The organism is Chryseobacterium takakiae (assembly GCF_900129385.1).
GTDB lineage: Bacteria > Bacteroidota > Bacteroidia > Flavobacteriales > Weeksellaceae > Chryseobacterium > Chryseobacterium takakiae.
Window position 1 is genome coordinate 312,228 of record NZ_FQVO01000003.1, and the last position, 15,067, is coordinate 327,294.

The window sequence follows — 15,067 nt, forward strand, 5'->3', positions numbered from 1 at the left end:
TAGTTATGAGAGAAGTTTATTTTATTAAACAAAATAAAGAAAAATGGTTGGGAATCGAACAGGTTATTCAAGGGAAAATTAAAAAAAATCCTGATGACCTCTCTTCGCTGTACATTAATCTTATCAACGATCTTTCTTTTGCACAGACCTATTATCCTAAAAGCAATACAACAGTTTATCTGAATCACCTCTCTTCGCAGATTTTTCAGAAAATTTATAAAACTAAAAGAGTGGAGGAAAACCGCCTGTTGTATTTCTTCAAGACGGAAGTTCCTTTGCTTGTCTATCAGTACAGAAGATATCTGGGATATGCATTCTTGTTTTTCACTTTATTTACCCTGATCGGTCTGCTTTCTGCAGTGTATGATAAAGATTTTGCTAAAATTATTTTGGGCGAAGATTATGTAAACCAGACTATTGAAAACATTAACAAAGGTAATGCCGTTGGCGTTTATCAGAGCGGATCTACCTGGGGAAGTACAATCGGGATTATATTCAATAATATCGGAGTAGGAGCCAAGCTTTATATTTACGGGATTTTTGGAGGGGTCGGTACCTTGTGGGCGCTTTTGTCAAACAGTGTGATGCTGGGTTCTTTCCAGTATTTTTTCTATGATTACGGAGCGTTGGGCGACAGTGCACGCGGAATATGGCTGCATGGTGTTTTTGAGATCTTTTCCATGGTGGTGGAAGCCATGTGCGGGCTTATTCTCGGGGCGTCCATCTTATTTCCAAAGACGTTTTCAAGATTCAATTCTTTTAAGAACGGATTTAAAGATTCCTTTAAAATATTTTTAAGTACGGTACCCTTTACCATCTGTGCCGGAATTATCGAAGGTTACGTTACAAGACATGCGCTCAATATGCCGCTGTCTTTAAACCTGATCATTATCTTCGGATCACTTATCATTATTGGGTTTTACTATTTTATATATCCTTCCATCGTTAACAGAAAAATCAATAACCAGATCCATGATGCAGTTTTATAAAAAGAGAGATTTCGGAACGTTTATCACAGACAGTTTCAATTTTTTTAAATTATACGGTAAAAATTATTTTAAAAATTTCCTGCTCCTGAACGGATTACTGCTGATTCTGATGTTGGTAGTTATTGTTTTCGGGTATAAAGAATTCCTGGGGGCAATTTTCGGCTCCAATATGGCGGGGCAAAGTTATTATTTTGAGCAGTTTCTCAGTGATAATATGGGAATGCTTATCATAACCGGGATTTTGCTTTTCGTTCTTTCATCAGTTCTCATGATTGTTAATTTCCTGTTTCCTGTTTTCTATATGAAAAGAGTTGCGGAAGGACAAATAAGTATAAAGGCAGATGATATCCTCAGTGATTTTAAAACAAACGGTAAAAAGATAGTCGCTGCTTATTTCGGATTGACATTCCTGGTGTTACCCATTGCATTTGTCATTTTCGGGATCTCGTATATTCTTATTTTTATTGTTATAGGATTGTTGATTATGCTTTTTGTGGTACCTAATTTATTTAATATCATCTTATTTTTCTGCTTCGATTATTTTAACGGGAACAGAGGTTTTTTTGAATCACTTAGCTATGCTATAAGATCACAGTTCTCCTATAAAAACGGAAGGGAAAATTCTCCATATTGGAAATATTGGGGATCAACCATCATCATGATGGTATTGTTTTATATTATGAGCATTTTCTTTTCATCTATTCCGATGATTCTCTTTATCATGAAACTTTCAACAACGGCTCCTGATGCGCAATTTGAGCAAAACCCTTTTGCCGGAAGTTTCGGGATTTTATTTTTTGTAATGTATGGAATTTCTTCTATCATCTCAACACTGCTCATGAATGTTTTATACATTAATTCAGGACTAATGTATTACGACAGCCGCACAGATCTTCATCAGAAAATGGAACTGGCAGAAATAGATACCATCGGGATTAATGAATAAGTTTTTTATTTTTTTACTGATTTTTTTAGCGGTAGGATCTGTTCATGCACAGGATGATCCGCCGCCGACGGCAGAAGTGTATGTAGATTCTGTCAGTACAAGCCACTACAAAAATATGTACCGGGCAGATTCTGTATTGCAGAACAAACCGGTTACGGATAATACGGTTTATCCTAAAAAATTTAAAGAAAACGTTCCGTCAAGATACAAAGGCGGAGATTTTGACTATACCACAACAAAACCGAGAATGTCGATCTGGGAAAAGCTGATGAAAAAAATCGGTGAAATCCTGAACAGCATTTTCGGGGAGACGGTTTTTACGAATTCATCCAACATTGCGGGAATCCTTGTACGGCTTTTTGCTATTATTCTTGTGGGCTTTCTGCTGTATTTTATTATTAAATATCTCGTTGGTAAGGAAGGAAGTTTCCTGTTCGGAAAGAAAAACAAAAAAGTTGATCTTAAAGATGAAGAGCTCCATGAAAATATTCATGAGATCAATTTTCCGGAAAGTATCCTGAAATTTGAAAAATCCGGTGATTTCCGTTCCGCAGTGCGCTACCAGTTTTTGTATGTGTTAAAAAAGCTCAGTGATAAAAAACTTATTGCCTGGAACCCTAAAAAAACCAACAAAGATTATGTGGCAGAATTAAAAACCCCACATCTTAAGGAAGAATTCTTTCAGCTTTCCTACATTTTTGATTATGTATGGTACGGAGAATTCAGCATTTCGGAAGAAAGCTATCAGAAATTTAAAAACCAGTATCAATCGTTTAAACCGTAATCCTTACCATGAATAAAACATTCAAAATATATGCTGTAATTTTCATCATTGTGATGATTATTCTGGTATTGTTTGAAGCCAATAAAACGGAAAGAACGGACTGGAGAAAAAATTTCGATATCAGCCAAAAATCACCTTTCGGTTTGTTTGTTTTTAATAACGAGGTGAATGCATTGTTTAAAAATAAAATCAAAAAAACATCAGAAACACCCTACGATTATTATCAGGCTGATAAAAAGCCGCACAATATTCTGGTTGTAGAAGAAGATTTAGACAGGCAGTCGTGGAATAAGATTCTGGATCAGGTGTCCAGGGGTTCGGATGCGATGCTTATTGTCAGTGAAATGCCGAAACAAATTTCAGACAGCATTGGTTATTATGATTCCCAGATTTCTTTTGAAGACGAAAATGTACTGAAGCTTACGGACCGAAAATTCACCAACGATTTTATTCATCTGGATAAATTCCCGTCGGGAAGAGGTTTTACTTTCATAAAACCCGGTGTGGAGGTCTTGGGAAAGACCGTTGAAAAAAACAATTCTGATCAAGCAAACTTTATTAAGATATCATTCGGAAAGGGTAATGTTTATGTACATTGTGAGCCGCTTTTCATTACCAATTATTACCTTTTAAAACATGGAAACGTAAGATATGCGCAGGATGTTTTCTCGTATCTTGATGACCGGGAAACCATCTGGTTTGTAGAAAATGATGCAAAAGTTTCGCAGTTTTTCCTGAGGTTCATTCTTTCCAATCCTGCACTTAAATATGCATGGTGGGTATTCTTAGGAGGTCTTTTGCTGTTTATCTTCTTTAATGCTAAAAGAAAACAGCGTATTGTCCCGATCATAGAGCCGTTAAAAAATACCTCTGTTGATTTTGTGAAAAGCATCGGAAATCTTTATCTTCAGGAAGGAGACTTTCACGATATGATGGCTAAAAAAGCACAGTACTTCCTGAACAAGGTGAGAATGGATTTGCTGATTGACACGCAGCATCTGGATCACGAATTTGCCAAGAAACTTCATCTAAAAACAGGCAAGCCTGTGGAAATGATTGATGAAGCCATTCAGCTGATCAAAAAGGCACAGGATCCGTATGCACAGGTAATGAAAGAAGATCTTGCAAAAATGAATAAATTGCTTGACGAGATAATTTAAAAATATAACAATACAATAATGTAACAGTGTAACAATATAATAATGAATACGGTTTAATTGGTAAACTGTTACATTGATCCATTGTTACATTGAAAAAAATTACAATATGGAAAATTTTGAAAACCCGAATACAGAAGACCAGAATTCTATACCTCTTGATAAAAAAGAAGACCAGTTTCAGTCTAGGATAGATATGATTGAGCTTCGAACAAGCCTGGATAAAGTAAAATCTGAAATTGCCAAAGTAATCGTGGGGCAGGAGAGCATGGTAGAACACCTTCTGGCAGCACTTTTATCAAACGGACACGTCCTTATCGAAGGTGTTCCGGGAGTGGCAAAAACAATTACAGCCAAATTGCTGGCAAAAACCATTGATGTAGGATTTAGCAGGATACAGTTTACACCGGATCTTATGCCGTCGGATATTTTGGGAACTTCGGTTTTCAACGTAAAAAATTCCGAATTCGAATTTAAAAAAGGACCGATCTTTTCCAGCTTTATTTTGATTGACGAGATCAACAGATCCCCTGCAAAAACACAGGCTGCCCTGTTCGAAGTAATGGAAGAAAGACAGATTACCATGGACGGAACACGCTACACCATGGAAGAGCCTTTCCTGGTAGTGGCTACCCAAAACCCTATTGAGCACGAAGGTACCTATCGACTGCCGGAAGCGCAGCTTGACCGTTTCCTGTTTAAAATCAATGTAGGATATCCTGATCTGGCGCAGGAAATTGCCATCATAAAAAATCAGCACGAAAATAAAACGGAAGATAAGACAGATGTGGTAAACCCCGTCATAACGGCTCAACAGTTGAAAAATTACCAGCAGCTTGTAAAAGAGATTATTGTTGAGTCCCAGCTGATGGAATATATTGCCAAGATTATTGTGAATACAAGGGAAAATCAGTTCCTGTATCTGGGCGCTTCTCCACGGGCCAGTCTTGCACTGTTAACAGCTTCAAAAGCTTATGCTGCATTAAGAGGGAGAGATTTTGTGACACCGGAGGACATCAAAGAAGCAAGTTATGCCGTATTGAGACATAGAGTAATCGTATCGCCTGAAAGAGAAATGGAAGGCCTTACGGCTGATGAAATCATCAGACAAATTTTAGAAGGAATTGAAATTCCAAGATAGAAATTATTCAGTAACGTGATTAACTGCTATCTCCAACCTGAAAGCCGCCATCTTAAAAAATGAAAAACTTATACATCAATACGCGCTTTTTTTACATGCTCATCGGAGTGGGAATCCTGTATGTCTTTGCCTTCTTTTTCCCGATTCTTATGTGGGCAGCGCATATTGTTTTACTGCTTTGCTTTTTAGCAATAATGGTAGATGCGCTCTTTGTTTTTAACAAAAATAAAGGAATTTCGGCACAAAGGATTTTGCCTGAAAAGCTGTCGAACGGTGATGAAAACCCGGTGAAAATTGATATTAAAAACAATTACGATTTTAAAATTAATATTAAAGTAATCGATGAAATTCCTTTTCAGTTTCAGAAGCGTGATTTCCTGATTGAAAAACAGATTGCACCCGGAAGGAATACCTTTTTTCAGTATATCCTTGAACCGAAAGAGCGTGGAGAATATAATTTCGGAAACCTGAACATATATGTTTCTTCACCTTTGGGGTTTGTTTCGAAAAGATTTAATTTTCAAAAAGATGCTAATTTACCTTCGTATCCGTCTTTTATTCACCTGAGAAAATATGAGCTGATGGCTATTCAAAGCGAATTTCTGATGGGGGGAATTAAAAAAATAAGAAAGCTGGGCCATACCATGGAATTTGAGCAGATCAAAGAATATGTACCGGGAGATGATATCAGGACGATCAACTGGAAAGCAACTTCCAAGACAAACCGGCTGATGGTCAACCAGTTTCAGGACGAAAAATCACAGCGGATATTTATGCTGATCGATACCGGAAGAACGATGAAGATGCCTTTTAAAGGGTTAAGCCTGCTGGATTATTCCATCAATGCAACAATGGCTTTATCTCATATTATCCTTAAAAAAGGTGACCGGGCCGGGATGATGACCTTTTCTAAAAAAACGGAAAATAAAATTGCGGCTGAAAATAAATCGGGGCAGCTCAGAAAAATTTCGGAAGCACTTTATAATATTAAAACCGATTTTTTTGAAAGTGATTTTAACAGGCTGTATCAGGATGTAAAATATTCTTTGAACCAGAGAAGTCTTATACTGCTGTTCACCAATTTCGAAACGCTGGACGGACTTAACCGCCAGCTGAAATATCTGCGCGGAATTGCCAAAAACCATTTATTGGTAGTGGTTTTCTTTAAAAACTCCGAACTCCAGACTTTAATCCATAAAAATCCGGAAAGCATGCAGGAAATTTATGATGAGATTATCGCTGAAAAATTTGAATTTGAAAAAAAACTGATTATTCAGGAACTTAAAAAATACGGTATTTACACGGTTTATACCTTGCCGGAGAATTTAAATATCGATGTTATCAATAAATACCTGGAGATAAAAGCAAGAGGAATTTTATAATTTTGAGCTTAAATTATCTAAGTTTCTTATTAATGAGAATTGCATTAATCATATTATCTTTCTATTTTGTTTTGTCCTGTGATAAAAAAATCAAAGATGAAAATAATTTTGTAATTTTCAAAGTAAATCCAAAGATTGAAAATATTGCTTTTTACTGGAAAGATAATGACGGAATAATTCTAAAGAGCATTAATAATTTAAAAGATAAAACACAGCAGGATAAAAAGAAATTAAGGTTTGCGATGAACGGAGGAATGTTTGAACCAAATAATTTTCCGAAAGGACTTTATATTGAAAACTTTAATATTCTAAACAAAATTGATACCCTAGCCGGAAAGGGAAATTTTTATCTCAAGCCTAACGGAATATTTTATCTCACGAGAAATAAGGATGCAGAAATTATTGAGACAGAATCGTTTAGAGATAATCCAGACATACAATATGCCACTCAGTCAGGACCACTGTTACTAATTAATGGAAAAGTAAATCCAATATTTAAAAAAGATTCTAAGAATATTAATATCAGGAATGGAGTTGGGATTTTAAAAAACGGGAATGTAATTTTTATTATGTCTAAACTAGAGGTTAATTTTTATAATTTTGCTTCAATATTTAGAGAATTAGGATGTAATAAAGCTTTGTATCTCGATGGTTTTGTTTCAAGAACTTATTGTCCTGAGGAAAAATGGATACAGAAAGACGGGAGTTTTGGAGTCATGATCGGAGTTACAGAATAAAAATAAATGTAAAATGAAAATAACACTTAACAGAATTAATGACGATTTTTTGTTTGAATGTACCAATGCTCAGGGAAATTCAATTCTTCTCGATAATACAACACAGCCGGGCGCAAAAGGCGTTTCACCTATGGAGAGTGTTCTGATGGCCGTTGCAGGCTGCAGCGGCATTGATGTTGTTTCTATCCTGAAAAAACAAAGACAGGAAATTACAGACTTTAAAGCTGAGGTAGAAGGGGAGAGAATTCCGGTTGATGATGCAAAACCTTTTAAATCCGTCAAAGTAAAATTTTTACTGGAAGGAAATATTGATCCTAAAAAAGCTCAGAAAGCAGCCCAATTGTCATTTGAAAAGTACTGTTCTGTTTCGAAAACGCTGGAACCGACTGTAGAAATAGGATATGAAGTTTGGGTTAACGGGGATGTTGTTCAGCCTTAATCTTGTTATACTCATAAAAGAAACCCGCAGATAAATCTTTATCCGCGGGTTTTTTAATATGATTTGCAATTATTATTTCTTGATGGTTTTCATGCTTTTTAGAGAGCCGTCTTTCATTTGTAAAGTTAGAATATACATTCCGGATTTTAGCCCTCCCAAAAATACTGATGAAGAAGGGTTTTCAATAGTTTTCACCACTACTCCCGAGAGATCTGTTATGACAGCCTTTTTCACATTTTCGGCTTTCTCAAGGTATAAAGTATCCACGAAAGGGTTAGGATGTGCAATTCTTTCTTTTTCTTTTACCGTAACTTCATTTGTTGCCAATGCTAATGGTTCCAGAGTAACTGTTACCGTAAATGTATTGTTATCAACTTTGTTATATTCTGCAGTACAGCCTGATCCTCCATACGTTCTCCATGCTCTCAGTTCGAAGTTTACAGTTCCGGTAAGGTCATTAGCCAAGGTAAGTCCTGTTCTGTTGTAAGAATACGTACCGGTAGAAGATCCGGATCCCGATGCTACGGAAGCTTCTGTAACATTATTGGTAGTGCAAACCAAGAGGCTTCTTTGTTCACCCATCCATCCGTTCGATGCCGTTGACATTTTATAAGAAACGGATGTAGATTTTATTTTATATCCAGCAGGTACGTTAACACTCAAAGTTCCGGCACAGCTGGTGGTAGATGAAGTGGTAACTCCGGAATTGTTAAACTCTGTATTGATATCTCCTGCTGTATATAAGGTACTGATTTGTCCCGGGGTAAATTCTTTCATTTTCCAGAAACTTTGTGATGAACCTCCGCAATTTGATCTTACCCAGAAATAATACGTTTGTCCGGTTGTAAGCTGATTAAGAGTTACCGTAGTTCCTGAAGTTACACTTCCTGTAGGAGCTGTTGATGCAGTAGGAGGGGTAGATGAAGTGCTGTAGTAATATTGATATCCTGATGCAGGAGCACTTGCCGGTGCTGTCCAGCTTAATGTTGCTTCCGTCATGGTAGTTGTAGCGGTGATGTTTGTCGGTGTGCTGCATGCGTTGTAGGCATCTGCGGAAAACGCAAAGATATTAGGAATACCTCCTGTTCCAACTTTTGTTACCGTAACACTTTTTACGCTTTTCGATTGATTGGCCGTACTGATTGCCAAAGGAATCTGATACAGCCTTGGATTGGTTCCCGAGCCTGATTCAAGGTTGTCATTTGATATATTAATTCTTCCAATCCCCTGAATAGCATAGCTGCTACCTCCGTACCAGTCGGAAATACTGACTGCTGAAAATGTTTGTGAAGTATTATCTGTAAAATTGACGTCCACATCTACGGTACAGGCTCCGCTTCCTCCAGTTGCCAGCATATATACTGTAAGTGCCTGCATCGGTGTGGTGAAAATTAAAGTCCCGTTGTCGTTAGTATTTTGAAGTCTGAGGGTATTGTTTGCACTGTATGCGCCAAGTTGGTAAGATAGGCCGGATGTTGTAGCTACAACGGAATTGATAATCCCATTTGTAGGGAGCCCGTACGTAAGAGGAGTACTTGCTGCAGTCAGTTGAAAATCCCGTGAAATAAAAGCATAGCTTACACCATCTACATCATTGTTGGTGGAAGATGCTGAAGGTCCCACACCATTGGCAACTACATCAGCATTGAAGCCACTTTGAATAGGCAGCGGCTGATATTCCTGGGCATTAAGTTGATAATGGCATACAGCTGATAGTACCAAAGCTGTAAGAGGTAGTAATTTTCCTTTCATAAGAAATAGTTTATTAAATTTATTTGCTAATATAGATATTATAATGTTAAAAAATCAATTCAAATTTAAAAATATTACAAATATTATATTTATTTTATAGTAATAATGATTTTATATTAATGATTAAATAGATTTTAACTATATGTCTTAATGCTGTAATTGAAAGAATGAATAAATGGGATATAAAAAAATCCGCCTCAGTTGTGAGACGGATTTGTAATAAGTAAAATATATTTTCTAGAATGACATTCTTGGTTTTAGCAGCTTTGCAACCGTTGCTGTCCATCCGGTCTGATGGGAAGCACCTATTCCACGGCCGTTGTCACCATGGAAATATTCAAAGAACGTAATATAATCTTTAAAATTCTCATCATAATTGAACTTGGCGTTTCCCCCGTTAAAAGGGCGCTGTCCTACCTCATCTTTTAGGAAAATAGAACATAACCGGTTGCTTATATTTTGGGCCACCTCATCAAGATTTCTCTTATCGCCGCTTCCCGTGGGAAGCTCTACTTTCATGCTGTTTCCATAATAAAAATGGAATCGCTGCAAGCTCTCCACAATAAGGAAGTTGATCGGAAACCATATAGGGCCTCTCCAGTTGCTGTTTCCTCCAAACATTCGGCTGTCACTCTCTCCCGGAGTATAGTACACAACATTCTGTGTTCCGTGGACAGAAAAGACAAATGGATTTTCTTCATAAACTTTAGACATGGCCCGTATCCCATAATCGCTTAAAAATTCTTTTTCATCCAGCATACGGCTCAGTACTTTTGTAAGTCTTGTTTTTCTGAGGATGCTCATCAGATGTTTTCTTCCCTGGCCTTCTTCTTCCCAATGGGAAACCAGTTTTGTAAGCTCGGGCTTGTTTTTAAGCACCCAATCCATTCTTTCAACAAAATTGGGCATTTTATCAAGAAGATGATGATCTATAATTTCAACGGCAAACATTGGAATAAGACCTACAATACTTCTTAGTTTCAGGGAAACACTGTCGCCGTTTCCAAGCTGTAAAACATCATAGAAAAATCCGTCTTCTTCGTTCCAGAGTCCTTTTGTTCCATCACCCAGATTCTCCATGGCCTCTGCAATATAAAGATAATGCTCAAAAAATTTAATAGCCATATCTTCATATACCTGATAATATTGGGCAAGTTCCATTGCGATACGCATCATATTCAATGCATACATTGCCATCCAGCTCGTTCCATCTGCCTGTTCCAGATGCTGCCCGTCTTTTAATACCATATTCCGGTCAAAAGCGCCGATATTATCAAGGCCTAAAAATCCTCCTCCGAAAATATTTTTTCCGTTTTTATCCTTTCGGTTTACCCACCATGTAAAGTTAAGAAGCAGCTTTTGGAAAACTTTTTCTAAAAATAAAAGATCGGGCTTTCCGTTTTGCTTTTCATCAATCTTAAAAACCCTGAAGCAAGACCAGGCATGTACCGGTGGGTTTACATCGCTCAGGTTCCATTCATAAGCAGGAAGCTGTCCGTTAGGATGCATATACCATTCTTTGGTGAGCAGGAGAAGCTGTCCTTTCGCAAACTCCGCATCAATCAGCGCATACGGAACACAATGAAAGGCAAGATCCCACGTAGCGTACCACGGATATTCCCATTTATCGGGCATTGAAATAATATCTTTATTATGGAGATGATTCCATTCCGTGTTTCTTACATAATTTGAGAAATCCCGTGGCGCCTCATAATTAGGATCACCTTTAAGCCATTTTCCTACATTATAATGATAAAACTGTTTGTTCCATAGCAATCCGGCAAAAGCCTGTCGCTGTACATTTCTTTCGTCTTCATCTACTACATCGCTCTGGATTTCCTGATAAAATTCGTTGGCTTCCTCAATTCGTGCGCTGAAAATTTCATCAAAATTTTCAAAAGGCTCATCAAGGTCTTGCGGAGAAAGTCTGAAGTCAAAAGATTTAGATTCTCCGGCTTCAATAATTTCATCCAGAATGAACGAAGCTTTTGTCCCTCTTTTTTCAGGATTTATAGTATTGCTGCCATAAATAATATAGTCATTGATTCCATCTTTAAAATAAGTGTTTCCAGGATAAGGAGCTCCGTATAATTTGGGATTATTGGTTTCATTTTCGCAAAAAACGCTTTCTGCTTGCGTATCTTTTGAATAGAATTTTTTAATCGAAATACTGTCATGCTGAATATTGATGCAGCCTTCATGCGAAGCAGCAGTCTGTCCTTTGTAGGTATTATATCCCCACTTCCAGTTATTTCTGAACCATATTGTCGGTGCAATTACAATAGGAGCGGCGTGATCACTTCTGTTAAAAACTGTTATCCGTATTAAGAAATCGTCATGATCCGCTTTGGCGTATTCAATAAAAATATCAAAATATTCATCCTTGTCAAAAATCCCGGTATCGAAAATTTCGTATTCTGCTTCTTTTTTGCTTCTTCTTGCGTTTTCTGCACGGATATCATCATAAGGAAAAGCATTAATCGGATATTTATACAGCATTTTCATATAGCTGTGAGTAGGCGTATTGTCCAGATAATAAAAAATCTCTTTAATATCTTCACCGTGATTCCCTTGCGGATTACTCAGCCCGAAAAAACGCTCTTTTACCATCTTATCTTTCTTATTCCAGAATGAAAGGGCAAAGCAAAAAATCTGCTTGGCATCGGAGATTCCGGCTATTCCTTCTTCCCCCCAGCGGTAAGCGTAGCTCTCTGCATTATTGTGATTGGCGAAATTCCATGCATCGCCATTGGGACTGTAATCTTCCCTTACATTTCCCCATTGCCGGTTACTGACATATGGTCCCCAGTTTTTCCAGTCGGTGTTTTGTAATCTATGTTTTTCAGCAATCATATCTCATCATTTTTCATTACGAAGGTAGCCTTTTTGTTAAAAAATTCCAACTTCCTTAATTTGAATTAAACTTAATATCATGCCGAAAAGGCTTTTAGAATAGGTATTGAGGTGTTAAGTTAAATTTTTATAAAAAATTAAAATAAAAGTTTTATCTTTGCACCATTCGTTCATTCAAATATTGAAAATGTTATCAAGAAAGGTTGAGGGATTAGACCCGATGAAACCTTAGCAACCCTTTGCGCAAGCAATGAAGGTGCTACGTTCTACCAGATTTATTTTGGACAGATAACTTACTGAAGTTCTTCAGCCATTTCCTGTGGCATTTTCAATTGTATTTAAAATAAATAGAATTGGAAACCGAACTCATACATATTAATTTTTCGTACCAAACCCATTCAGGTAAGGAATATCATATTCCGTTAAGCTATCAGCTTTTCGGAAAAGAATTGTTTTCTGCACCGGTAATTCTGATAAATCATGCTTTAACCGGCAATTCAGATGTTGCTGGTGAAAAAGGATGGTGGAAAAAATTGATTGGAAAAAAGCAGGTTATTGATACAGATCAGTATACCATTTTATGCTTCAATATTCCGGGAAATGGCTACGATGATTTTTTTATCGAAAACTATGAAGATTTTACTGCTGCGGATATTGCCAATATCTTTTTACAGGGTCTTGATATTTTAAATATTAAAAGGTTACATGCTATTATCGGAGGGTCTTTGGGAGGGAGTGTCGGCTGGGAAATGCTGGTTAAAAATCCTGCACTTGCAGAAGTATTTATTCCCATTGCCTGTGATTTTAAAACCCACGACTGGCTTCATGCGCAATGTCTTGTTCAGAAATTTTTGTTAAATCAAAATGATAGACCCCTGCAAAAAGCCAGAATTCATGCGATGTTATGTTACAGAACGCCGGAATCATTAAATAACAGATTTCAAAACAGATATAATCTGGAAAAACAACGGCTGGAGTCGGAGGACTGGCTTATTTTTCATGGTGATACTTTGAATGAAAGGTTTAGTTTGCCATCGTACCGGTTAATGAATCATTTGCTGATGACCATCAATGCGGATGGATCCGAACTGAATAAGATAAAGGCTCAGATACATCTCATCGCTGTAGATACGGATCTTTTCTTTCCTGCTGCCGAAATCCGAATGTGCTTTGAAAAATTAAAGAAAGATAAAGAGAATGTATCTTATCATGAAATCAGATCTCATCATGGTCATGATGCCTTCTTAATGGAATACGAACAATTAAATACGATCATTAAAAATATTTTGTAGGAGATGAAAAGCAATGCAAACGAAATAAAATTTTTGAGAAACAGGTCAATCATCAAATTTGAGGGGGAGGACTTCTTAGGTGAAATCGGTATTGACGGAAGAATTTTTAAAGCGCTCACGCTAGCGAGAATCAGTGTTGGGGTAATTTCCCAGCAGGCAATAGAAAACGGAATCTCCATTCTTGTTCAGGAAAATGATTCCGAAAAAGCGGTGAATTGCCTGATTGATGAATTTGAAGCAGAAAGAAAATCGGGAAAGGTTTCTCAGATTTACAGCATCAACAATGTGTCGGTTTTAGGTTTTGTTGCAGAAGATTTAAATAAAATACTGACTGAACTGGCGAGGAATAATGTGTTCCCATTGTTGCTTAATCAGATTGCAGCGGAAAAAAGGGTAAATATTGTGGTTACTTCTTCCCAGGATGAGAAAGCAAAAAATATTATAGAATCTGAAATTTCTAAAAAACCGAAGACAGTTCATTTGGCTATTATTGGTCATGGAAATGTTGGAAGAACTTTAATAGAGCAGGTATTAGAGTCTTCAGAAGAAATTAAAAGAAGGAAAAAAATCGATCTTAAAGTAGTAGCAGTTGCCAATTCAAAAAAAATTGCCTTTAACAAAAAAGGTTTTGACAGCAATTGGAGTGATGAGGTTGTAACAGCGGAAAATCCTTCAGATGTTCAGCAATTAATTCGTTTTTCAAAAGAAAATCAGCTTGAAAACTTAATCGTTGTGGATAACACGGCAAGTAAGGATTTTGTGAAAAATTATCATACGCTGGCAGAAAACGGTTTTGATCTGGTTTCATCTAATAAAATTTTCAACACGCTTCCGATTTCGGAATACCGACAGCTTCGATATACGTTGAATAAGAACAACCGTCGTTATCTTTACGAAACCAATGTTGGAGCAGGGTTGCCATTGATTGATACCATCAAGCTTCTCCACCTTTCAGGAGAGAATATTACAAGAATTAAAGGTGTTTTTTCAGGAACATTAAGTTATGTTTTCAATAATTTTTCTTTAAGAGATGATGCGTTTTCCACGATTATTAATGAAGCATTGGAAAAAGGATACACGGAACCTGATCCGAGAGAAGATCTTTCCGGAAATGATGTCGCCAGAAAGTTATTGATTCTTGCGAGAGAATTAGACCTTATCAATGAATTTGAAGACATCAATATCCAGAATCTTGTTCCTGAAAGCCTGCTTTCCGTTTCAAAACCGGAATTTCTTTCGAGACTGAGCGAGTTAGATGAAGAATATCAAAATATCAAGAACAATCAGGAAGCCGGTCATGTATTAAGATATGTTGGCGACCTTCATGGAGATTTACAAAAAGATAAAGGCGAGCTTGATGTGAAGCTGATTTCAGTTCCGGCAACTTCCGCTTTAGGACAGTTAAAAGGATCAGATTCCATTTTTGAAATCTATACGGAAAGCTACGGAGAAAACCCGATTGTCATTATGGGTGCCGGTGCCGGAGCGAAGGTTACCGCGAGAGGCGTTTTCGGTGATATTTTAAGAGTAAGCGAAACGAAATAAGACAGGCATAGAACCCGAAAGGGTTCAATATCAATAGCCGTAGGTGAAAC

At 37.0% G+C, this 15,067-nt stretch carries 12 protein-coding genes and 1 riboswitch; of the genes, 10 read left to right on the forward strand and 2 right to left on the reverse strand.

Going from position 1 to position 15,067, the window contains the following annotated elements:
* Positions 1 to 5: 5 nt before the first annotated feature.
* The 8 genes from BUA76_RS06495 (at position 6) to BUA76_RS06530 (ending at position 7,575) form a co-directional block, all read left to right on the forward strand.
* The gene (locus tag BUA76_RS06495) at positions 6 to 989 is read left to right on the forward strand and encodes a stage II sporulation protein M (protein WP_072883967.1); all 984 of its coding nucleotides are present in this window, start codon (positions 6 to 8) and stop codon (positions 987 to 989) included.
* Positions 973 to 1,935, forward strand: coding sequence for a DUF4013 domain-containing protein (locus BUA76_RS06500; protein WP_072883968.1), 963 nt, complete (start codon positions 973 to 975; stop codon positions 1,933 to 1,935). The genes BUA76_RS06495 and BUA76_RS06500 overlap by 17 nt, the downstream gene beginning before the upstream one ends.
* Complete coding sequence (locus BUA76_RS06505; RefSeq protein ID WP_072883969.1) at positions 1,928 to 2,719, forward strand: DUF4129 domain-containing protein; 792 nt, start codon at positions 1,928 to 1,930, stop codon at positions 2,717 to 2,719. The genes BUA76_RS06500 and BUA76_RS06505 overlap by 8 nt, the downstream gene beginning before the upstream one ends.
* An 8-nt stretch (positions 2,720 to 2,727) precedes the next feature.
* Complete coding sequence (locus BUA76_RS06510) at positions 2,728 to 3,879, forward strand: DUF4350 domain-containing protein (RefSeq protein ID WP_072883970.1); 1,152 nt, start codon at positions 2,728 to 2,730, stop codon at positions 3,877 to 3,879.
* Between the two features lie 106 nt (positions 3,880 to 3,985).
* Positions 3,986 to 5,017 (forward strand): AAA family ATPase, encoded by a 1,032-nt coding sequence (locus tag BUA76_RS06515; RefSeq protein WP_072883971.1) that lies wholly within the window; start codon positions 3,986 to 3,988, stop codon positions 5,015 to 5,017.
* Positions 5,018 to 5,076: 59 nt separating this feature from the next.
* Positions 5,077 to 6,399, forward strand: a complete 1,323-nt coding sequence (locus BUA76_RS06520) for a DUF58 domain-containing protein (protein WP_072883972.1) — start codon at positions 5,077 to 5,079, stop codon at positions 6,397 to 6,399.
* 32 nt (positions 6,400 to 6,431) lie between these two features.
* Positions 6,432 to 7,136 (forward strand): phosphodiester glycosidase family protein, encoded by a 705-nt coding sequence (locus tag BUA76_RS06525; protein ID WP_072883973.1) that lies wholly within the window; start codon positions 6,432 to 6,434, stop codon positions 7,134 to 7,136.
* Positions 7,137 to 7,149: 13 nt separating this feature from the next.
* Entirely contained in the window at positions 7,150 to 7,575 is a 426-nt protein-coding gene (locus tag BUA76_RS06530) for an OsmC family protein (protein ID WP_072883974.1), read from the forward strand.
* 72 nt (positions 7,576 to 7,647) lie between these two features.
* Here the strand turns inward: BUA76_RS06530 and BUA76_RS06535 are convergent, their stop codons facing one another.
* Together BUA76_RS06535 and BUA76_RS06540 are read right to left on the reverse strand one after the other, a co-directional pair.
* Positions 7,648 to 9,327, reverse strand: coding sequence for a T9SS type A sorting domain-containing protein (locus tag BUA76_RS06535; protein WP_072883975.1), 1,680 nt, complete (start codon positions 9,325 to 9,327; stop codon positions 7,648 to 7,650).
* A gap of 237 nt (positions 9,328 to 9,564) precedes the next feature.
* Positions 9,565 to 12,180 carry an MGH1-like glycoside hydrolase domain-containing protein gene (locus BUA76_RS06540; protein ID WP_072883976.1) on the reverse strand — a complete coding sequence of 872 codons (2,616 nt, stop codon included), beginning with the start codon at positions 12,178 to 12,180 and terminating at the stop codon, positions 9,565 to 9,567.
* A 187-nt stretch (positions 12,181 to 12,367) separates the two neighbouring features.
* Positions 12,368 to 12,475: riboswitch (SAM riboswitch) on the forward strand.
* A gap of 58 nt (positions 12,476 to 12,533) precedes the next feature.
* Here BUA76_RS06540 and BUA76_RS06545 point away from each other — a divergent pair.
* Together BUA76_RS06545 and BUA76_RS06550 are read left to right on the forward strand one after the other, a co-directional pair.
* Positions 12,534 to 13,472, forward strand: coding sequence for an alpha/beta fold hydrolase (locus BUA76_RS06545; RefSeq protein ID WP_083573175.1), 939 nt, complete (start codon positions 12,534 to 12,536; stop codon positions 13,470 to 13,472).
* A 3-nt stretch (positions 13,473 to 13,475) separates the two neighbouring features.
* Positions 13,476 to 15,017: an ACT domain-containing protein gene (locus BUA76_RS06550; protein ID WP_072883977.1), complete on the forward strand. Its 1,542-nt coding sequence runs from the start codon at positions 13,476 to 13,478 to the stop codon at positions 15,015 to 15,017.
* Positions 15,018 to 15,067 lie beyond the last annotated feature (50 nt).

Excerpts from the sequence above, each read along its gene's own strand:
- BUA76_RS06495 (WP_072883967.1), top strand. The coding sequence starts at position 6 with ATGAGAGAAGTTTATTTTATTAAACAAAATAAAGAAAAATGGTTGGGA.
- BUA76_RS06500 (WP_072883968.1), top strand. The coding sequence starts at position 973 with ATGATGCAGTTTTATAAAAAGAGAGATTTCGGAACGTTTATCACAGAC.
- BUA76_RS06505 (WP_072883969.1), top strand. The coding sequence starts at position 1,928 with ATGAATAAGTTTTTTATTTTTTTACTGATTTTTTTAGCGGTAGGATCT.
- BUA76_RS06510 (WP_072883970.1), top strand. The coding sequence starts at position 2,728 with ATGAATAAAACATTCAAAATATATGCTGTAATTTTCATCATTGTGATG.
- BUA76_RS06515 (WP_072883971.1), top strand. The coding sequence starts at position 3,986 with ATGGAAAATTTTGAAAACCCGAATACAGAAGACCAGAATTCTATACCT.
- BUA76_RS06520 (WP_072883972.1), top strand. The coding sequence starts at position 5,077 with ATGAAAAACTTATACATCAATACGCGCTTTTTTTACATGCTCATCGGA.
- BUA76_RS06525 (WP_072883973.1), top strand. The coding sequence starts at position 6,432 with ATGAGAATTGCATTAATCATATTATCTTTCTATTTTGTTTTGTCCTGT.
- BUA76_RS06530 (WP_072883974.1), top strand. The coding sequence starts at position 7,150 with ATGAAAATAACACTTAACAGAATTAATGACGATTTTTTGTTTGAATGT.
- BUA76_RS06535 (WP_072883975.1), bottom strand. The coding sequence starts at position 9,327 with ATGAAAGGAAAATTACTACCTCTTACAGCTTTGGTACTATCAGCTGTA.
- BUA76_RS06540 (WP_072883976.1), bottom strand. The coding sequence starts at position 12,180 with ATGATTGCTGAAAAACATAGATTACAAAACACCGACTGGAAAAACTGG.
- BUA76_RS06550 (WP_072883977.1), top strand. The coding sequence starts at position 13,476 with ATGAAAAGCAATGCAAACGAAATAAAATTTTTGAGAAACAGGTCAATC.